At 70.9% G+C, this 20,645-nt stretch carries 11 protein-coding genes; 4 read left to right on the top strand and 7 right to left on the bottom strand.

Features of this window, described 5'->3' with window-relative positions:
• Window positions 1–133: 133 nt before the first annotated feature.
• The 3 genes from HUW46_RS41595 to HUW46_RS41585 all read left to right on the top strand — a co-directional run bounded on the left by HUW46_RS41595 (window position 134) and on the right by HUW46_RS41585 (window position 3,244).
• The gene (locus tag HUW46_RS41595) at window positions 134–1,366 is read left to right on the top strand and encodes a helix-turn-helix domain-containing protein (RefSeq protein ID WP_215544143.1); all 1,233 of its coding nucleotides are present in this window, start codon (window positions 134–136) and stop codon (window positions 1,364–1,366) included.
• Between the two features lie 125 nt (window positions 1,367–1,491).
• Window positions 1,492–2,295 (top strand): SDR family oxidoreductase, encoded by an 804-nt coding sequence (locus HUW46_RS41590; protein ID WP_215550433.1) that lies wholly within the window; start codon window positions 1,492–1,494, stop codon window positions 2,293–2,295.
• A gap of 58 nt (window positions 2,296–2,353) precedes the next feature.
• The gene (locus HUW46_RS41585) at window positions 2,354–3,244 is read left to right on the top strand and encodes an MmyB family transcriptional regulator (protein WP_215544142.1); all 891 of its coding nucleotides are present in this window, start codon (window positions 2,354–2,356) and stop codon (window positions 3,242–3,244) included.
• Window positions 3,245–3,469: 225 nt separating this feature from the next.
• Here HUW46_RS41585 and HUW46_RS41580 read toward each other — a convergent pair whose 3' ends face one another.
• Both HUW46_RS41580 and HUW46_RS41575 read right to left on the bottom strand, forming a co-directional pair.
• A complete protein-coding gene (locus HUW46_RS41580; RefSeq protein ID WP_215544141.1) occupies window positions 3,470–4,057 on the bottom strand; it encodes a GrpB family protein in 588 nt (195 codons plus the stop codon).
• 300 nt (window positions 4,058–4,357) lie between these two features.
• Complete coding sequence (locus HUW46_RS41575) at window positions 4,358–4,996, bottom strand: hypothetical protein (protein WP_254125479.1); 639 nt, start codon at window positions 4,994–4,996, stop codon at window positions 4,358–4,360.
• Between the two features lie 189 nt (window positions 4,997–5,185).
• Here HUW46_RS41575 and HUW46_RS41570 point away from each other — a divergent pair, with 189 nt between their 5' ends.
• Window positions 5,186–6,007 (top strand): SCO6745 family protein, encoded by an 822-nt coding sequence (locus HUW46_RS41570; RefSeq protein WP_215544140.1) that lies wholly within the window; start codon window positions 5,186–5,188, stop codon window positions 6,005–6,007.
• A 55-nt stretch (window positions 6,008–6,062) separates the two neighbouring features.
• Here the strand turns inward: HUW46_RS41570 and HUW46_RS41565 are convergent, their stop codons facing one another.
• The 5 genes from HUW46_RS41565 to HUW46_RS41545 are packed head-to-tail and all read right to left on the bottom strand — an operon-like array spanning window position 6,063 to window position 20,575.
• Window positions 6,063–6,830 (bottom strand): thioesterase II family protein, encoded by a 768-nt coding sequence (locus HUW46_RS41565; RefSeq protein WP_215544139.1) that lies wholly within the window; start codon window positions 6,828–6,830, stop codon window positions 6,063–6,065.
• The gene (locus tag HUW46_RS41560) at window positions 6,827–7,954 is read right to left on the bottom strand and encodes a Gfo/Idh/MocA family oxidoreductase (protein WP_215544138.1); all 1,128 of its coding nucleotides are present in this window, start codon (window positions 7,952–7,954) and stop codon (window positions 6,827–6,829) included. The genes HUW46_RS41565 and HUW46_RS41560 overlap by 4 nt, the downstream gene beginning before the upstream one ends.
• The gene (locus HUW46_RS41555) at window positions 7,951–9,027 is read right to left on the bottom strand and encodes a saccharopine dehydrogenase NADP-binding domain-containing protein (protein WP_215544137.1); all 1,077 of its coding nucleotides are present in this window, start codon (window positions 9,025–9,027) and stop codon (window positions 7,951–7,953) included. The genes HUW46_RS41560 and HUW46_RS41555 overlap by 4 nt, the downstream gene beginning before the upstream one ends.
• Window positions 9,024–14,072, bottom strand: a complete 5,049-nt coding sequence (locus tag HUW46_RS41550; protein ID WP_215544136.1) for a non-ribosomal peptide synthetase — start codon at window positions 14,070–14,072, stop codon at window positions 9,024–9,026. The genes HUW46_RS41555 and HUW46_RS41550 overlap by 4 nt, the downstream gene beginning before the upstream one ends.
• Window positions 14,069–20,575 (bottom strand): non-ribosomal peptide synthetase, encoded by a 6,507-nt coding sequence (locus HUW46_RS41545; RefSeq protein WP_254125475.1) that lies wholly within the window; start codon window positions 20,573–20,575, stop codon window positions 14,069–14,071. Before HUW46_RS41545 ends, HUW46_RS41550 begins: the two co-directional genes overlap by 4 nt.
• Window positions 20,576–20,645 lie beyond the last annotated feature (70 nt).

Raw genomic sequence — 20,645 nt, 5'->3', positions numbered from 1 at the left:
TGGCTTCACTGTCGCGAGCCGTGACTCCGGGTCACAACGACAGCGAGCACCGGTTTCGCCCGGAGCCGGTGCACGATGCACTCCTCCCGGCGCATGCCGTGCCGATGCGCGGGAGGCGAGGCACACTTCGGGGATGGAAGAGCTGTGGCCCCCGCCCACCGCCGAGGCCGCGGAGGCGATCCGGGCCGTGTCCCAGCGGCTCGTGGCGGACACCGACGCGCTGGCCGAAGTCCTCTCCGCGTCCACCCGCCGGGTGCACTACAACCCGGTGGTGCTCACGGACGCGTCGCTGGGCGAGGAGGACCGCGAGCTGAACCGGTCGGATCTCGTCCAGTGGCTGACCTCGAACATCCAGCGCCCTGGACAACGGGTGGAGCCCTACGTCGGCCCGCGGATCACCGCGTACATCGGCGATCTCGTCGCCCGCGGGATCGCACCCGACTTCGCCGAGGGGTGGCGGGCGGCGCTGGGGATCGGCTGGCGCCGCTGGCTGGAGGAATGCTCGGCGCACTGCGCGGACCGGGACCTGCTCGTGGACGTCCTGGACGTGTCGGCGAAGTCGCTGGTGCAGTACGCCCTCGACTCGGTCGCGACCCTGCACGAGACCAGCCTCGCCGCCGCGATGGGCAACGCGGACGCCGAAGCGATCGCCCTGATCCAGATGATCGCCAGCGGGGCGCCGGTGTCGGAGGAATTCGCCGAGGGGCGCCTGCGCTACCGGATGGCGCGGTGGCACGTGGGTCTCGTGCTGTGGGTCGACGATCCCGGCCAGCAGGACTCCCTGGAGGAAGCGACCGCGGCCCTGCGCTCCGCCGACGCGAGCCGAAGCACGCTGGTCGCCCGTTCCAGCACCACCTCGCGCTGGATCTGGCTGTCCGGAGCGGACGCCCCGGACCTGCACCCGGTGGAGAAGATCGTGGCAGCCAACGAGGTTCGCGTCTCAGCGGGAAGGCCAGGACGCGGGCTCGACGGGTTCCGGGCCAGCCACCAGGACGCCCTCTCGGCCCAGGCGCTGATCGTCCGGCTCGGCTCCGAACGGCGATTCACGGCCTACGCGGAGGTCGAGTTGATCGACGCCCTCACGAAAGACCGCGCCGGCGCACGCCGATTCGTCATCAACACTCTCGGTCCGCTGGCCGAAGCCGACCCGGCGCTACGGCAAGCACTCCTCACCTACGTGCAGTGCGGCTTCAACACCACGCGGGCGGCCGCCAACCTCTACGCACACCGCAACACCGTGGAGCGGCGAGTCTCGCGCGCCAACGAACTCTCGGTCGTCAAGGTCGAGAACAACCCCACCCATGTCGCGGCCGCACTGCTGGTGCTGGACATCGCGCCGGAGGTCATGGCGGCCAGTTCCAGCTGAACTGGTCACCAAGGCTCTCACAGTACCGGTATCACCAGGATCTCCCGGCCGTCCAGGACGCCTGTCAACCTGTGCGAGTCGGCTTCCGGCCGCACCTGCTTCCACGACAAAAGGAACAAAAACCAATGGCGGACAACCAGTTCACCACTCACGCAGACCTTTTCGATCTGAGTGGGAAGTACGCACTCGTCACCGGCGGCACCAAGGGAATCGGGATGATGATCGCGCGCGGCCTTCTGCAGGCGGGCGCTCGCGTCATCATCAGTTCACGCAACGCGGACGCGTGCGCGGAGGCACGGCGTCTGCTGTCCGAATTCGGCGATGTTCAAGCATTCCCCGCCGACCTGTCCAGGCACGACGAGTGTCAGCGCCTCGCTGATCTCGTCAAGGCCGACTCGGAACGCCTGGACATCCTCGTCAACAACGCGGGAGCGATGTGGCGCGAGCCGCTGGAGACGTTCCCGGCCGAGGCATGGGACACAGTGGTCGACCTCAACCTCAAGGCGCCGTTCTGGCTGGTGCAGGCGCTGCTCCCGGCACTTCGCCGGGCGGGCACCGCCGATGATCCCGCGCGGATCATCAACATCGGCAGTATCGCCGCCATCCACGTCGCCGAGTCGCCCAACTACTCCTACGCCAGCAGCAAAGCGGCACTCCATCAACTCACCAGGGTGCTTGCCAGGGAACTCGGCCCACAGCACGTCACCGTGAACGCGGTAGCCCCAGGACCGTTCCCGTCGCAGATGATGGCGTCCACGCTCGAGGCCGTCGGCGACAAGATCGCGGCGAAGGCCCCGCTGCGCCGACTCGGCCGCGACGACGACATGGCCGGTATCGCCGTGTTCCTCGCCAGCCAGGCCGGGTCGTACCTGACGGGCGCCATCATCCCGGTCGACGGCGGCATCGCCGCGACCGCATCAGGCACTTAGGAGTTGGGGGGACCAGCAGAACCTCCCTTCGCCTGTGGACAGGACCTACGGTGAAGGGGTGGCCACGATCGACCTGCGCACCGAGATCAAGGAATTCCTGAGTTCGCGTCGCGCGCGGATCACCCCCGAGCGGGCCGGTCTGCCCGCGTACGGCGGCCACCGTCGGGTCAAAGGTCTGCGCCGCGAGGAGGTCGCGCTCCTGGCCGGGGTATCGGTCGACTACTACGTGCGCATGGAGCGCGGCAGCCTCGCCGGTGCCTCCGACGGGGTGCTCGAAGCGTTGGCCGCTGCCTTGCACCTCGACGAGGCGGAGCGCGATCACCTGTTCCACCTCGCGCGGCAGTCCAGGGCGCCCGGCGGCCGACGCCGCCGTCGGCCCGCCGTGACGGTGCGTCCGGCACTTCAGCAGGTGCTCGACGCCATCGCCGATGCGCCGGCGTGGATTTGCAACGGCCGTTATGACGTGCTGGCCATGAATCACCTTGCCCGCGCACTGTATTCACCGGTGCTGGCCGACAAGCGACGGCCGGCGAACACCGCGCGGTTCGTGTACCTGGATCCCGAAGCGGCGAAAGCGTTCTTCGTCGATTACGACCGAATCGTCTGCGATGTGGCCGCGAAGCTACGCATGGAAGCCGGCCGTAATCCGCACGACGAGGAGCTGATCGCCCTGGTCGGTGAACTGTCGACACGCAGTGAACTGTTTCGGCAGCGGTGGGCGTCTCAGGACGTTCGGCTCCATCGGTCCGGACGGAAGAGCATGCACCATCCGGTAGTGGGCCAGCTCGATCTGGACGTCGAGTCGATGGATCTGCCCGCCGACCCCGGCCTGCTCCTGATCGTCTACACCGCGCCCGCCGGCACCGCGACCGCGGACGGTCTGGCCCTGTTGGCGTCGTGGGCCGCCAGCCAGGAGAAGCTGGCGACCGAAATTCGAGCGCTCGGCTGATATTCACTCGGCGGCAGAAGCGGACGTTCGATCGCCGTGATACACCGTGCGCGCAACGTCAGCGATCGACTCCGGTCCTCCACCGCGAAAACCAGTACACTCAGGGGAGAATTGCGGCGAGAAAAGCGGAAACAGCAATACCGAGACCGGCCAGGAAGATCAGGTCGACCGCGGCTATGGTCCGGCGCCCGACAACGGTTCTCCTGGTTCCTTCCTGTCGGGTGCCTAAAGCATTCCCGCCGCGCGGAAGAGCCGGTCGTAGATCGCGCGGACGGTCTCCTCCTTGCGCGCGTTGTAGTCCATGACGCTCCCGCCTCCGGGGACCGCCGCCCGTTTGGCGTTCTCGTACTGCGCGCGGTCCTCGGGGTGGGCGCGCAACCAGTCGCGGAACATGCGGTGCCGGATGGCCTCCGCGCAGTCCGGTCCGAACACGTGCAGGTTCACGCGAGGTTCGGCCAGCCTCAGGCACCGGTGCTCGTGCCAGGACGGCTCCCGAACCGTGAGGAGGTAGCCGATCCACGTGAGCGGCGGGACGTACCGCTCCTCGTCGCGGGGATCGGCCACCGTGAGGTCGATGTCGATGACGTCCTTGGCGGCCAGTCCTTCGACGGAGGTCGACCCGACATGCTCGATGTCCACCACCGCCGAGCCGAGCGCCGCGCGGATCTCCTCCGCCACAGCCTGGTAGCGGCGCGGCCACTCAGGCCGGTAGGCGACGATCGACACCGTCTCCGGCGGTGGGGGCCCGTTCACCCACGGGTTCTCGGCCGGGTCGGGGTCGCGGTGTCGGGTGATCTCCTCGAAGGTGGGCACCCGTGGCAACGTAGCAGTAGCCCGTCGGGGAACCGACCCTTTTGCGCGCGAACCCGGCTTCCCAGGAGCGAGATCGCGGCGCCATCGGGGACCCCGCATGCCAACACGACGACGGGGCAGTACCTGCGCGCCGCGCGACGGTCCGGGACGCACGTAGTTTCGTTGGGCCGCTTCCGGCGCCGCGACGCGTATTGGCTCTACCTCAACGTTCCGCTGGGGCACGACACCCGGATCGAATTCCGGGGAGCACGGGTCAGCGCGGTCAGCACACCACCCACCAGACTGAGCGAGTAGGCGGGTCTAGTAGCGGCCGGTCCAAGGACTTCCGGCGCCCGTTCGTGTCGCACTGCCACCGGGTGGCAGATCGAGGATGTCGATCAGGCTTTGATCTTCGTCGATTGCGTGGTGCAGGTGCCCGATCTTGCCGGTGCTGCCGTCCGCGTCGGAGGCGCCGATCAGCTGCCAGATGCCGTCATCGGCCTCGTGCTGGACGAACAAGATGGGCTCGCGGCGCTCGAAGACCTCGAGGGTCTGGATACAGGTGGTTCCCTGCAGCCAGTGCCGCATCCACCAGGCCCGCCGATCGCGCTGCATGATCTCGTCGGTCATCCACCAGACGAACGGCAGATCCTCATAGGCGCGCGCCTCGTCCGCGGTCAGGTCCGGGCCGCCCTGCGGCACTCGCTCGAACGGCTCGTCGGTCAGCGAGAACGCATGCTCGTCCTCGTTATCGAAGATGATGGCGTGGAAAGTGCCGCCGCCGGGATCACCCGCGCCGATTCCGATCGACAGACGGGCGACGTGCGGATCCGACCCGGTGGTCCAGCCGAACGCGTACGACGCCAGCTCGCCCCGCGGCCCGACGAACTCCCCGAACACGCGCCGGTCCATTCCCGTGACCGCGCGTGTGGGCACCTCGACCAGCGCACCCTCCACCACCTAGATCTCCACCCCAGCACGATAACCGACCAGGAATCCACCCTCGACCGCAGCGCTCGTCGTGTTCCGCGCACAGCGACCGCCTTGGATTGGTCTCGGCCGAGTTGTCGTATCCGGGTCCCGTTGTTCGTCGCTAGGGTGAGAGGCCGCCCACGAGCGTGCGGTCGTGTCCACAGGAGATGCTCACCGATGTCGCACTCACAAGCCAAGATCCACCGCATGTTCGAGCTCATCGAGCCGATCGCCGCCATCACCTTCTCCGAGGTGCCGAACGAGGCGTTCCTGGCTCTGGGCATGCGCAACTACTGGGACGGGTACTTCGCGGGCCGGGCCGCGCCGCTGGGCCTGGCGCCTGCCGAGGTGGTGCACGCGGTCTTCTACAACTTCGCCGACGGCGAGGTGGCGCGCCACATCCCGTGGGTCTGGGGCAAGATCACCCCGCAGGAGGCGATCGCCGTGCGTGAACGGGGCAGCGCCGCGGCATTGCGGCAGCGGATCGGGGATCTCGCCGACTCCCCCGGCCTGGTGCGGGCCGCCGACCTGACCACCCGGGCAGCGGTCAGCGCGCCGACCGAGGGGCGGGTGCTCTACGCCGGGTTGCGGGCGCTCGACGTGCCGGAGGAGCCGGTGGCCCGGCTTTGGCACGCGGCGACGCTGCTACGCGAGCACCGCGGTGACGGCCACAACGCCGCGCTCGTCGCCAACGGCATCGGCGGCACCGAGGCCCACGTCCTGCTCGCACTTTCCCTTGGCATGAAGGCCGAGGAGTTCGGTCGCGTCCACCACCTACCGAAGGCACAGCTGGCCGGTGTCGTCGACGGGTTGCGCGGCCGCGGCCTCGTGGACGCCGACGGCGGGTTCACCGACGCCGGCCGGGAGACCAAAGAGCGGATCGAGGCCCACACCGACGAGCTGGCGGCACCGGCGTACGACGTGCTCACGGCGGACGAAATCGACGAGCTGATCGCGGCGCTCGAGCCGATCGCCGCCACGGTGGCCGCCGACGACTGAGCGGGCTCGTCAGGCGACCGCAACCGGGGATCGACGGCGAGGCCGAGTACAGGACTCAGCGTGGAGGTCTTCTTCTCGTAATGAGCCCGGCGGCGGCCAGCTCCTCGGTCACCGCGGCCGTCACCTCGTCGAACCGCGGTACCAGGTAGAAGTGCCCGCCGGAAAAGGTGCGCAGCCGGAACGGTCCGGTGGTGCAGCCCCGCCAGTCAGCCACCTCGCGCAACTCCGCCTCCGGATCCGCGTCGCCGCTCAGCGCGATGATCGGCGCCGCCAGCGGCGGACCGAGCGTGGGCGTGTGGGTTTCGATCAGCCGGTAGTCGGCCCGCAGCGGCGGCAGCGCGACTTCCCGCACGACAGCGTTGTCCAGCAAGGAATCCTGGCTGCCGCCGAGCGCGCGCACGTGTCCCCACAGCGCGTCGTCCGAGCCGAGGTGCCGCCGCCCGCGCCTGTGGTGCCGAGGGGCGGGCCTGCCGGACACGAACAGCGCGTCCGCGGCGACGCGGTGCGCGACCTCCCAGGCGACCGAGGCGCCCATGCTGTGCCCGAACAACGCGAGCCCGCCTCGCGGCACGGAGCGCAGTTCGCCGACGATCGCCTCGACCATCGTCGGCATGTCGTCGACCAGTGGTTCCCGGATGCGGTCGAGCCTGCCCGGGTACTGGACGGCGACCAGTTCCACGTCCGAGGGCAGCGCGGTGGCCCAGCTCCGGTAGAACGCCGCGCTGCCACCGCTGTGCGGGAAGCACACCAGCCGCGCGGTCGCCGAGGAGCACGGCCGGAAGGTGCGCAACCACGACCGCGGCCTGGTCAGTTCCGCGGTCATGACGCGCCTGCCGCTTCGTCCAGTGCCCTCAGTTCCGCGAGGTCGAAAGGTACCGGGGCCTTGTCGGTGAGGAGATCGGGCGGGCCGAGGCGAGCGGTCAGCTCCTGCCACAGCTTGCACAGGTTGAGGTGGTGCCTGCCCTCGCGCAACGGGTCCTCACCGGTGTTCGCGGCGTGCCACAGCTCGCCGAGCGCGCGGATCACCCCGGCTGGCCACACCGTCTGGAACACCTCCCGGTAGGACGGGGTGTTCGCCGGGCCGAGCACGGCCGAACTGTCCACTTCGGACCTTTGCGCGCTCGCGTCGAAGTACGGATCGGCCGACTCCCCGACCACCTCGCGCGGGAACGCGGGCCGCGCCGACCACACCACGGGGCCGTGCGTGCCGACCAGGGTGAGGCTGCCCGCGTCGGTGCCGATGCTGATCCGGTGCATCAGGTGCGCGTAGTTGTCCGGATCGGCGGGGTCCATCTGGTTCTGTACCCGCAACGTGATCGGGATACCGGCGAACACCCCGTCGAGGCTGCGGAACGGGATCACCAGCGAGGTCGCGCCCCGCACCGCGCGGTCCAGTTCGGGCAGTGGGCCGAACGCCCACGGCCGGGTTCCGCCGACGCAGCGCGCGAGCACGTCCAGCAACGAGTACGCGAGCTGGAAACCGCATGCCGAGTCCAGGAACAGCGGCGGCCGCGTCGACAGCAGTTCCCGCGCGGCGGCCACGAACCGGCGGACCGGCTCCTGGTGGCAGTAGAACGCGTTGAGCCGGTAGACGACCTTGTTCCGCCGCGCCGCGCGCAGGCATCCCGCGAGTTCGTCGTGGTGCAGCGGATGTTCCTGGAGCACGTGGATTCCGCGGTCGAGCAGCGCGGTGGCCAGCTCCGAGCCGCGCCCGCCGAGCAGGCCGCCGCGGATGACCACGCACGCCATGTCGATGTCCGCCGGAAGCTCGTCGGGGCCGGTGTAGAGCGGCACGCCGTAGTGCTCGGCACACGCCCGCGAACGCCTGCTGCCGGTGCCGAGCACTCCGGCGAGTTCGAACGGCACGTCGGGCTGTTCGAAGGCTTCCAGGTACACCTGGCCGAACCGCGTCCCGCACACCACGACGCGCGGCTTTCCTTCCGTCACAGCGCTTCCTCCTCGAACCCGACCTCGGCCAAGGGCTGGTGCACGACCCGCAGCTCGATCCCGTCCAGCGCGCCGAGCGCGTCCGCGGCGACCACCGGATCCAGCACCTCGCCCGCGTGGTGCGTCCCCGCGGGCACCGCGCCTGCCAGTACTTCGCGCACGGTCAGGGCGGCGAAGGCGCCGGTCAGCGCACTGGCGCCGCTGCCGCGCAGGGCGACCGTGACGCCGTCGCCCGCTCCAGTGGCTTCGACGACGAGCAACGCGTACTGCCGCCTGCCGAACAGGTCGAGTTCGCTGGCCGCGGCGAGCCGATCCGCCGCCGCCGGGTCACCGTCACCGCCGAGCGCGGCCAGCGCCCGCTCCCCCGCGAACACCGAGTACGACTCCAGCCGCTCCAGCCCGGCGTTCTCCGCGATCCTCGCCAGCTCGTTCCCGAGGTACGGGCGTGCGGTGACGGGTTCGGGGAAGAACGGGAGCACCGCGGCGGAACGGGTCGTCAGCGCGCCGGAGACCTTCCGGCCGTCCTCCCACACCGCGAGCGGCTCCCCGAAAACCTCCGCGCCGCCGGTGAGGAAGTCGGCCGCGGCGACCCTGGTGAACCGGTCCCGTCCCCCCGCGTACACCGTCAGGCGGCGTGCGTCCGGCGACAACGCGAGCGCGTATCGCGGCAGCAGTGCGGAAGCACCCGGCATCATCCCCGCCGACAGGACCGCCGTCCGGCCGGGCGGCACGAGCCCGCCGACCTTCGCGAACAAGGCGTCATCGCCCGCGGCGTCGACGTACTGGCATCCCGAGGCGAACGCCGCCTCGGCGACCGAGGTACCCACCTCGAAGGCGGGCCCCGCGCAGTTGAGCACCACGGAACACCCGTCGCAGAAACGCGCGAGCGACCGCGGATCCCGGACATCGACGGCCACCGCCTCCCCGCCGGGTGCCGCTTCGGCGACGATGCGCGCGGCCCGGTCCGGGGCACGCCCGCCGACGCGGATCGGCCCCGGATCCCAGCCACCGAGCGCGCGGACCGCCGCCGCGCCGACCGCGCCGTAGCCACCGACGACCCCGATGCGGCTCACGCTTCGTCCAAACGGGACACCAGTTCGTCGTTGCTGACGCGCACTTCGCGGAGGTCGCCGAGGCAGAGGTCGGCGAAGAACTCCTGATCCTCGTTGTCTCCGGTGGTGATCAGTACCAGGTCGCCCGCGTGCAACCCCGGTTCGTGCCCGGCGATCGGCTCGTGCCACGGCCCGGTGCCGTCCCGCGCCGCGTCGAGCAGCACGAGCGCACCGGTCTCGGCACCGGTGTCGGCGAGCGCGCCGGCCATTTCGACCGCGAGCACCGCGCCGCTTCCCTTGCCCAGCACCCGGACGCGATCGAGCCCGGCGTCGGCGACCGCGCGCGCGTAGCGCACCGCGACCGCCGCGAGATCCTCTTCCCCGGGCGCCGCTGTGGCGCACAAACCGAGCACAGGAGCCTTGCGGCCCAACAGTTCGGCGAGTTCGTCGTAGCCTTCCACGGTTCCGGTGGTGTCGTGCACCAGCAGCCACGGCGTCGCCGCGGTTCCGGGATCGCGCAGGTGCCGCAACGGTGACGGCAAAGTGTCCACTTGCGACTCGGGTTCGCCGTCCGCCGCGGGCGCGGTCGCCAGGCCTTCGGCCAGCGCGGCGACCGTCGGCCGCTCCAACAGGCGGCGCAACAGCTCGTCGAAGAACTGGTTCGCCGCCGCGGGCACCTCCTCCAGCACCCTGCCGGTGATCTGCGCCGCGATCAGCGAATCGCCGCCGAGTTCGAACAAGTTGTCGTCGCGGCCGACCGCGGGCACCCCGAGCGCCTCCGCCCAGATCCGGCCGAGCACGCGCTCCAGATCGCTTCCGGCGGACTCGATCGCGGTGGTCGCCGCCGCCTCGATCCGCCGGGGCACCATGGCGCGCAACGCTTTCCGGTCGATCTTGCCGCTGTCGGACACGGGAAGGTGGTCGAGCACCACGATCCCGTTCGGGAGCATGTACCCGGGCAGCCGTTCCGCCAGCGCGGGCACCAGCTCGCCCGGTCTCACGGCAGCGCGGTCCGCCTTGACTCGGGCCGCGAACAGGCACAGCCCGAGTTCCCCGAGCAGTCCATCCCTATCCGGCACGCACACGCTGACGTCGGCGCCGCCCCGGTCGAACTCCGCCAGCCAGCTTTCCCGTGGCAGGAACACCTGATCCCGGCCGCGCCGAAGATCGGTGAAGTCAGCGGCCTCCTCGTCGACGCGGACGAGCAGTTCGAGCGAGGTCATGATCTGGTAATGGTCGCGGGTCATCTCCAGGGCCAGCAGCCAGCCGGACGGCGCGAGCACGTCCACGAGCCGGTCGAGCGCTGCGGACAAGTCGGTCGTGGCGTGCAGGACGTCCCCGGCGATGACCAGGTCGATCGAGTTCGGCAGCAGGCCCTGCGCGCGCAGATCGCGGTCGAGGTCGACCACGCCGAACCGCAGCCCCGGCCGCTCCCCGAAGCGTTCTTCGGCCTGTGCCAGGAAGAACCGCGACAGGTCGGTGCACAGGTAGTCGATCTCGACGCCGTCGAGCGCGTCCAGCACGGCTGCGGTGGAACCGCCCCCGCCCGCGCCCACTTCGAGCACGCGCAACGGCCGCGGTGCCCGGTCGGCGAGCGCTCGGACAGCGGCCCCGAGCGCGCGATTGCCCCACCGGTTGAACAGGGCGTGCTCGTACAACGCCTGCGACCGGTCGAGTCTTCCCGCCGGGAACAACAGCGCCAGCGGTTCGCTTTCTCCCCGCAACAGTGCGGGGAGCACGTCGATGCTGGTGCGGAAGTAGTCGAGCAGCTCGGCGTCGGTCGGGTCCGCCGCGGCCTCCACCCGGTCCCACGTCGCGGCGACCAGGTCGGCATCGACCGGTCGCAGCAGGCGGTACCGGCCCTGATCGTCCCTCGCGAGCACGCCTTCGCGCACCAGCGCGGCCAGCCACCGGCGCACCAGGCGACGATGGGCGGGCACGACCGCGGCGGCATCGAAGACGTCTTCTTCGGTGTGCGTCGATTCCCCGTCGGAGAACAGGCCGCTCGCCTGCAAAGCGCGCACCATCGAGGGAAGCGCCACCTCGTCGAGCGCCCGGGTGAACCGGAGGTAGCGTTCACTGTCCACTCCGGACAGTTCGGCCGCACCAGCGCTGGTGGCGGCGGAACTCAGCTCGGCGGCGATACGGGCGCGATCGTCGTCATCGGGAGGCGGCAGCGCGGCGCCGGTAACGAACGCGACCATCCTGCGGTTCAACGGCTGGTCCCCGTCGACGACCACCGCCGCCTCGGCGATCGACGAGTCGGCGCGAAGCGCGTCCTCCACCTCCGCCAGTTCGATCCGGTGGCCCCTGATCTTGACCTGGAAGTCCTCCCTGCCAAGGAATTCGATCTCCCCGTCCGGCAGGTACCGGCCGAGATCGCCGGTGCGGTAGAGCCGCTCCCCCGTCGACTCGCGCACCACGAAACGTTCTTCGGTGCGCTCTCGATCGCCCAGATACCCCATGGCCACGCCGACGCCGCCGATGTACAGCTCGCCCGTCACCCAGTCCGGGCGATCCCGCAACTCCGCGTCGAGCACGTGGAACGTCTGGTTCGCCAGCGGTGTGCCGTAGGGAATGCTCACCCAGTCGTCCGGGACCTCGCCGATCGGGTGGTGGATGGACCAGATCGCGGCCTCGGTCGCGCCACCGAGGCTCACCAGCGACAGGCCGGGCAGGCGGTCCCTGATCCGGTCCGGCAGCGCCACCGGGATCCAGTCCCCGGACAGCATCGCGAGCCGCAAGGTCGGCAGCGGCACGGTCCGCGCCACTTCCAGGTAATCGGTGAGCATCTGCAACTGCGCCGGCACCGAGTTCCACACCGTCACCCGGTGCTCGGCGACCAGATCCGCCCAGTGCGAAGGATCCCCTCGACGGCCCGGATCGGGGATCACGAGCGCGCCGCCGACGGCCAGCGGCCCGAAGATGTCGTACACGGACAGGTCGAACCCGAGCTGGGACAACCCGAGCACCCGGTCGTCCGCCCCGATCGCGAACCGCGAGTTGATGTCCGCCACCGTGTTCAGCGCGCCGCGGTGGCTGATCATCACGCCCTTCGGCACGCCGGTGGATCCCGAGGTGTGGATGACGTAGGCGAGGTCCTCGCGCCCCACCCTCGGCGGCATCCGCCGTGGCGCGGCCGGTGCCAGTCGGTCGACCGTGATCGCGTGCACCCCGTCCGGCCAGTCGGATTCCGCGTCGGCGCCCGCGACGAGCACCCTGCCGATCCCGGCGCCGGTGAGGATCCGGTCCCGTCTCGTCTTCGGCTGGGTGAGATCCACCGGTGCGTAGGCGCCGCCGGCCAGCAGGATCCCGAGCACGGCCACCACCTGCAGCGCGCCCCGTTCGATCCGCACCGCGACGATCTCGCCGGGCGCGCACCCGTCGCCGGTGAGGTGCTCGGCGAGCCCGACCGCCCTGGCGAGCAGTTCGCCGTAGGTCATCGCCTGCCCGCCCGCGCTGACCGCGATCCGGTCCGGAGTGGACAGTGCCTGCGCCACCACGGCCTCGTGCAGCAGCCCGTCCGGCTCCGGGACGGTCGTGTCGTTCACCGCGCGACGCCGTTCCCCTTGTGCCTCCGGTAGTTTCACCGGCGCGGTGCTTTCCCACGCACGTGGGCCCGCGGCCAGTTCGCGCAGGAATTGCTCGTAGGCGGCGAACATGTCGTCGATGACGCCGGGCGGGAACACGCCGTCGCGGACGTCCCAGTTGCTGGTGAGCCCGCCACCCCGTTCGATGTTCTGGCAGTCCAGCCACACCTGCGGGGTCTGGCTGATCCCGTGCCCGAGCCGCCCCGCGGCGTCGTCATGGGTGTCCTCTTCGGACAGTCCGATGGCGCTGGTGAACACCACCGGGAACAGGGCCGCGTCCGCGCCCTTGCGCCGGGTCAGCTCCCGCATCACTTCGACGCCGCTGAACGAACGGTGGTCAAGGTCCTCCCAGAGCTGGGACTGCGCGGCCTGGGCGCGCCCGGAAAAGCACTCGGCGGACGAGGCGTCCACGGCCAGCAGCTCCACCGAGGTGAAATCGCCGATGAGCGCGTTGACCTGGTCGTGAAAGGGGAACCGGTTGAGCAGCGTCACGTTCAGCGTGAAGCGGGGATGACGGCTCCACACCGCCAGTGTTTCGGCGAAGGCGGCCAGCACCGCACCCGACGGCGTGACGTCGTGATCGCGCGCCTGGCGGCAGAACGCGGCCCAGGTCTCCGGGTCGAGTGTCGTCTCCCAGCGCGAAAACCGCGCCTCCCGGTCACGTTGCGGTGGCAGCACGGGGAGCTCCGGGGCGGGCGGCTGGTCGTCGATGCGGGCCAGCCAGTACTCGCGATCCCGTTCGTGCCTGCCGTCGGCGGCCTGCCGCCGCTCGGCCACGAGGTAGTCGCGAAAGGTGATTTCGAGCGGTGGCAAGGGATCTTCCGGATGCTCGTAGCACGCGTGGACCTCGCGGAGCAGGGTCTGCACGCTGAGGAAGTCGGCCACCAGGAAGTCGATCGACACGTGCAGCACGGCCTCGGCCGCGGTCCGCGTGATGCGCACCGCGAACAGCGGCCAGTCCTCCGGTGTGGACACCCGGTGGTCGAGTTCCGCCCGGTTTCTCGCCACCGCGGCGAAACCGTCCTCGCCGGTCGCGTCCGTGACCGGGATCCGGAATGGCGGCACCTCCGGGAGCACGCGCTGCGAGCCGCCCAAGTCGACCACCGCGCGCAGCATGTCGTGGCGGTCGATCACGGCCTGCCAGGCCGCGGTCATTCGGTCCGGATCGAGATCGGGGTAGTGCAGTTCGCCGTAGCCGTGGCAGGCCACGCCGCCGTACGCGAAGGCCGCGCCCCTGCCGAGCAGGTAGGCCGACTGCACGTCGGTGAGCGGGAACGGTTCGTGGCGCGCGCTTTTGTCCGGTACCAGCCGATCGCCTTCGGCGAGCAGCGCGAGGATTTCGTCGCGCCGTTCCTTCAGTTCCGCCTTGTGCTCCGCGGTGAGCACGCCGGCCGGTGCGCGGAACCGCAGGCGCCCGCCGTCGTTCCACATCCGCACGCCGATCCCGCGCAGCTCGTCCACCAGCGCCCTGGTCACAGAACCCCCTCCTCGAAGTCCTCGTCGAACGATGCCGCCTTCGCCGCGCACAGCACCGCCAGCTCGGCCACGGTCGGCGCCGCGAACACCTCGCGGAGGGACACCTCCGCGCCGTGGCGCACCCGTAGCTGCTCGGTCAGCCGCGTCGCGAGGAGACTGTCCCCGCCGAGTGCGAAGAAGCTCTGGTCCCTGCCGATACCGGTGGTGTCGAGCAGTTCGCCCCACAACCGGGCCAGCACCTGCTCCGCGGGTGTCTCGGGTGGACTGTGCCGTTCCGGTTCACCGTCCAAACGGGACAGGAGCACCGCGCGGTCGAGCTTTCCGTTCGGCGAGCGCGGCAGTTCGTCGAGCGTCAGCAGCCGGTCCGGGACCATGTAGGCGGGCAGCGAGCCACGCAGGGACGCCTTCAATCCCACCTCGTCCAGCTCGGTTTCGGGTACCACCACCAACGCCAGTGCGCGCGCGGTACCCGTCCCGGTCACCAGCGCGACCGCGCTCGCGATCCCGGGATGGGCGCGCGCGGCGGCTTCGATCTCCCCGAGTTCGATGCGGTGGCCGCGGATCTTGACCTGGCTGTCCGCCCTGCCGAGGAACTCCAGCGTGCCGTCGGGCCAGTACCGGCCCCGGTCACCGGTGCGGTACCAGCGGGCGTTCCCGTCGAGCACGAACCGTTCCGCGGTCAGTTCCGGATCGCCCCGGTACCCCGTCGCGACGCCGGCGCCGCCGATCCACAGCTCACCCGGCACCAGGTCGGGGCAATCGCGCCCGCGGTGGTCGACGACGCGGTAGTACTGGTTGCGCAACGGAAAACCGTACGGGATCGACGCCCAGCTTTCCGGTACCCCGGTCCAGCCGCCGAGATCGAACGCGTTCGACCAGATCGCCGCTTCGGTGGCGCCACCGAGCGCGACGAGCCTGCCACGCGGGCTGGCGAGCGCGAACCGGCCCGGCAGATCGAGGCCGACCCAGTCACCGGACACGAGCGCGAGCCGAAGCCCCGCCAGCGAGTCGCCGCCGTCGGCCGCGATCAACGCCATGTCCAGCAGCGCCGGGACCGTGTTCCACACGGTGACGCTGTATTCGGCGACCAGCCGAAGCCAGACCCTCGCCTCCCTGCGGTCCTCCTCCGCGACCAGTACGGCCGCCCCGCCCGCGCCGAGGAGTCCGAACAGGTCGTACACCGACAGGTCGAAGTCCAATGCGGACAGTGCGAGCACGCGATCGGCCGCGGTGACCGCGAACCGGGTGCCGATGTCGTCCACCGTGTTCAGCGCCGCGGCGTGCGTCACCTCGACGCCCTTGGGCTGTCCGGTCGAGCCCGAGGTGAAGATGACGTACGCCGGTGTGCCGGGGTCGACGGCGACGGGACCGTCCGCCGGTGCGGTCGCGGGATCCGGCGGCACGATCCGCACCCCGGCCTCTTCGGCGAACGGACCGTCGAAGTCGGCGACGGCGAACCGCGCACCGGCCCGCGCCACGATGCGGGACCGGCGCTGCGCGGGTTGGTCGACGCCGATCGGCACGTAGGCGGCACCGGCGGCGAGCACCCCGAACACGGCCGCGACCTGATCGGCGCCGCGCGGCAGCGAGACCACCACCATGTCGCCCGTCCGCACACCGCGCGCGGTGAGTTCGGCGGCGATCCTCAGCGCCCGCTCGGAAAGTTCGCCGTAGCTCACCTCCACACCGTCGTCGATCAACGCGATCGCATCCGGGCTTTCGGCCGCGTTGGCGAAGAAATCGGTGTGCAGCAACCCTTTCGGACGATGGCCCGCCGTGTCGTTGACGCGGGCTCGCACCGCGCGTTGGGCCGCGGGCACCAGGTCCGGCGGCGGTCCGGTCCAGTCCGCGGTCGCCAGCCATCCCAGCAGCGCGCGGTAGGCCGCGAACATGTCGTCGAGCACGCCCGGCGGGAAGAGTTCGTCGACCGAGTCCCAGTTGTAGGCGAGGCCGCCGCCGCGTTCCATCACCTGGTTGTCCAGCCACACCTGCGGGGTCTGCGACAGGCCCCAGCACAGCTCGCCGAACGGGAACGACATCTCCACCAGATCGGTGGGCATGCCGAGCGCGCTGGTGAACACCACCGGCATGGTCACCGACGGTGTGCCCGTGCGCGCCGCCAGCTCGCGCAGCACCCACAACGCGGACACGGCGTCGTTGGCCATGCCGTCCCAGAGGTTCTCCTGGAACCGCCTCGCCACGTCGAGCCAGCCGTCACCGGGTCCCGCGCGGTGTTCCACCAGGAGCAACGAGGTGAAGTCGCCCAGCACCCGCTGGATGTCGGCATGCACGTCGCGGCGGTTGAACAGCGTCAGGTTCAACGTCAGCTCGGCGGCGCCGCTCCACGTCGCGAGCACCTCCGCGTAGGCGGCGCCGAGCACCGCCGAGGGGGTCAGGTCGTGGCGGCGCGCTCGCGCCACGATCGCCTGCCACTCCTCCGGCGCGAGAGTTCCTTCCCTGCGAACGAACCGCGGTGCGGTGATCCGGGCCGGGTCGGCGACCAGCGGCAACGGCGGCGCGGGCGGCAGAGTGTCCAAACGCGACAGCCAGTAGTCCTTGGCCCGCGCCACGATTGCCGGATCGCGCTCGGTGGCGAGGTAGTCCCGGAAGGTCGCGGTCAACGGCGCGAACTCGGTGCCGGGGTCGCGATACAGCGTCGCGAGTTCGTGGAGGAACCGGATGATGCTCAGCGCGTCGAGCACGATGTAGTCGAAGCTGAACCCGAGCCGGGTGCACGTGCCGTACCGGACGGCGCGGATGTGCAGCAGCGGCCAGCTCGCCGGATCGGGGACGCGGGTGGAAAGGTCCTCCCGCAGCGCGCTCAGGTCGGCCTCGGTGCTTCCCGTGGTTTCGATGGTGAACCGGGGCACCGACGGCAACACCCGCTGGCTGCCGTCGAGGTCGTCGAAAACGCAGCGGAGCATGTCGTGCCGGGCCACCAGCCGGTTGACCGCGTCCTCCAACCGCGCCAGGTCCACGTCCTCGCCGTCGAACTCCCAGTACCAGTGGGAACCGACGCCGCCGAGTGCGAAGTCGTCCTTGCGGCCGACCCAGTACGCGCGCTGGACGTCGGTCGGCTGGAACGGTTCGTGCCGGTGTTCCGGTGCGGGTACCAGCCGGGCCTCCGGCACGACCGCGTCCCCGCGCTCGAGATCGGCCGCGAAGTCGGAAAGCCGCGGCCTGGCGAACAACCGGCGGAGATCGGCACCCGGATACCCCGCCGCACGCAGCGCGTTGACCACCTTCGTAGCGAGCAGGCTGTCGCCGCCGAGCGCGAAGAAACTGGTGCCGCGTCCCACTTCCGGCACGTCGAGAACGGCCGTCCACGCCTCGGCCACCGCCGTCTCGACCGGACCGAGCGGGGGTTCGTCCGTCTCGGCTCCCCGGTGTCCCGCCAGTAGCGCGGCCAACGCCGCCCGGTCCACCTTTCCGTTGGTGGACAACGGGAATTCGTCCAGAACGTCCACGAAGGACGGCACCATGTACGCCGGGACGCGTTCGGCCGCGAGCGCCCGCAACCCATCCGGCTCGGGCTCGGCGCCGGTCACCGGTAGCACCGCGGCCGCGAGTGCGCGGGCACCGGTCACCACGACGACCGCACGGGCGACTTCCGGCACCGCTTCGAACGCGGCCTCCACCTCGCCCAGCTCGATCCGGTGCCCGCCGATCTTCACCTGGTGGTCGGCGCGGCCGAGGAACTCCACCGTCCCGTCCGGCCGGTACCGCGCGAGGTCACCGGTGCGGTACCACCGCTTCCCCGCACGGTGGACGAACTGCCGCGCGGTCCGGTCCGGGTCGCCGTGGTAGCCGTCGGCGACGGAACCGCCCCCGATCCACAGCTCGCCGGGCACCCAGTCCGGGCGGTCGCGCCACCGGTGGTCGGCCACGCGCAGCAGCTGGTTCGGCAACGGCCTGCCGTAGGGCACCGAGGTCCAGTCCGGCGGGTCCGGCGGAACCACCTGCACCGTCGAATGGATCGCGGTCTCGGTGGTGCCGCCCAGCGCGACGGCGACCGCGCCGGGCGCGACCGCGTGCAGGCGCGCGCCGATGTCCACCGGAACCCAATCGCCCCCGAGCAGCGCCAGCCGCAGCGAGTCGAGCCGCGCGCCGTCCGCGGCGAGCAGCAGCATGTCCAGCAGGGCGGGCACGGTCTGCCAGACGGTCACCCGGTGCGCGCGCACCAGGCCCACGAACCGGTGCGCGTCCCGCAGCTCGTCCTCGCGCGGCACGACCAGGGAACCACCGGCCCCGAGCAGACCGAAGACATCGAACACCGAGAGGTCGAAGTCCAATGCGGACAGCGCGAGCGCGCGGTCGCCGGGACCGATCCCGAACCGCGCGACGATCGCGTCGACGGTGTTCACCGCGGCCGCGTGCGACACGACCACGCCCTTGGGCTCCCCCGTCGAGCCCGACGTGAACAAGAGATACGCCACGTCCTCATCGCACGCGGCGACCTCCGACTCCCATCGGACCGCGGGCTCGCCGTCGACCGGGACGGTCTCGATCCCCGGCGGCAGGTCGTCGGCCGGGTGCGTACCGACCACGAACCGCGCACCCGCGGCGCGCAGGATGCGATCGCGCCGCATCGCGGGTTGCCCGACGCCGACCGGGACGTAGGCCGCGCCCGTGCGCAGGATCGCCAGTACCGCGACGATCTGCTCCGCCCCCTTCGGCAGGCTGATCGCCACCACGGCGCCGCGCCCCACCCCGCGCGCGGCGAGCCGCCCGGCGAGATCGGCCGATGCCCGCGCCAACTCGCCGTAGGTCGTCTCGACGTCGCCGCAAAGCAGTGCGGTACGACCGGGATCGCGCTCCGCCCACGCCAGAACGTCGTCGTGCAGACCGCGATCGCGCACCGGCATCGCGACCTCGTTCGCCTTCGTGCGCACCTGCCGCGCCGACGGTCCCAGCGGCTCGGGCGGCGCGGCGGACCAATCGGCGCTCGGTCCCGTCGCCCAAGCCAGCAAGCGCAAGTAGGCCGCGAACATCGCGTCGACCATGCCGGGTGGGAACAGTTCGGCTACCACGTCCCAGTTGAGGAAGATCCCGCCCTCGCGCTCGGTGACCTGGAAGTCGAGCCAGACCTGCGGGGTCTGCGACATCGTCCAGCCCGGTTCACCGAAGCGTGCGCGGACGCGTTCGTCGAACAGCTCGCCGAGGCTCAACGCGCTCGTGAACACCACGGGCGCCCCGGCGGCACCACGGCGCGCCGCGAGATCGCGCAGCACGTCCAACCCCGAGTACGCGGCGTGGGCGGCATCGGCGCGCATCCGCTCCTGCAGCCTGGTCGCCGCCGCGGCGAACCCGTCGCCGGGCGCCATGTCCGCCGCGAGCACCAGCAGGCCGGTGAAATCGCCGACCAGCATGGGGACGTCCTCGTGCACCGGCCTGCGGTCGTAGAGCGGGAGGTTGAGCAGGAACCGGGGACTCGCGCTCCACGCCGCGAGGATTTCGGCGAACGCGGTGAGCAGCACCACCGAAACCGTCAGCCCGTGCCGCCGGGCCTGCTCACGCAGTGCCGCGTCGGCGGCCGCGGAGAGGCGGTGCTGCCAGCGGCGGACCCGGTGCCCGTGCACCCGCTCCGGTGCCACCGCGAGCGGCAGTTCGGGCGGGCCAGGCAACTCGTCGAGCCGTGCTCGCCAGTACTCGCGGTCCCGGTCGCGTTCCGGTTCCCTCGTCCGCGCCGCCGCCAGGAGGTACTGCTGGTACGACAACCGGATCGGGGGCAGCGGCGCGCCGGGATCGGCGTACAGGGCGGCGAGATCCGAGAGCAGGTTCCGAAAGCTGTGCGCGTCGGCGGCGAGCATTTCGATGCTGACGTGCATCCGGGTCGCGCCCTGCGGCAGCAGGGACAGCCGCACGTCGAACACCTCGCCACGCTCCACCGCGAGCTTGCGGTGCGAAATCTCCTCGCGCAGTTCCGCCAGCCGCTCTTCGGCGCGGTGCGCGGAAAGCGCGCGCAGGTCGTGCACGGTGATCCTGGTTTCCGGCTGGTGCTCGGCGATCCGCTGCGTGCCGTCGTCGAGGAAGACCGCGCGCAGCATGGGATGCCGCCGGACGAGCGCGGCGAGCGCCGTCCCGAGGCGGTCGGGATCGACGCCCGTGCCGTCGAACTCGTTGTAGAAGTGCGCGCCGACTCCGCCGAGGGGTTGCCCGGCGTCGCGGCCGATCCAGTACGCGTGCTGGAGTTCGGCGAGTGCGAACGGCGCGGCGGGATCCACTTCGAGCAGCGGCGCGGCGTCGGCTTCGCCCATCCGCGCGGACACCAGATCCCACCACTCGGCGAGGGTGCGGCTCTCGATCAGCTCGGCGAACGTGATGCGCGCGCCCGCGTGCCGCCACCGGGTGGCCAGCCGCATCAGGCCGAGCGAGTCGAGACCGAGCCGGAGCAGGTCGTCGTCCGCGCCCACCTGTGCCGGGAGCAGGTCGAGACCGGCGGCCACGTCGGCGCGCATGCGTTCGAAGTGCAGGATCCCGTCACCCTCACCGCTGCTGGCCACTCGCCGACCCTCCGACCGTCACCAAAACCGAGATACGCACCGTGATACTAGATGAACCGCCGCCGTCCCC

The organism is Amycolatopsis sp. CA-230715, assembly GCF_018736145.1.
Taxonomy (GTDB): domain Bacteria; phylum Actinomycetota; class Actinomycetes; order Mycobacteriales; family Pseudonocardiaceae; genus Amycolatopsis.
The sequence above is the reverse complement of the archived record's forward strand: the minus strand, read 5'-3'. Positions and strand labels throughout refer to the sequence as shown.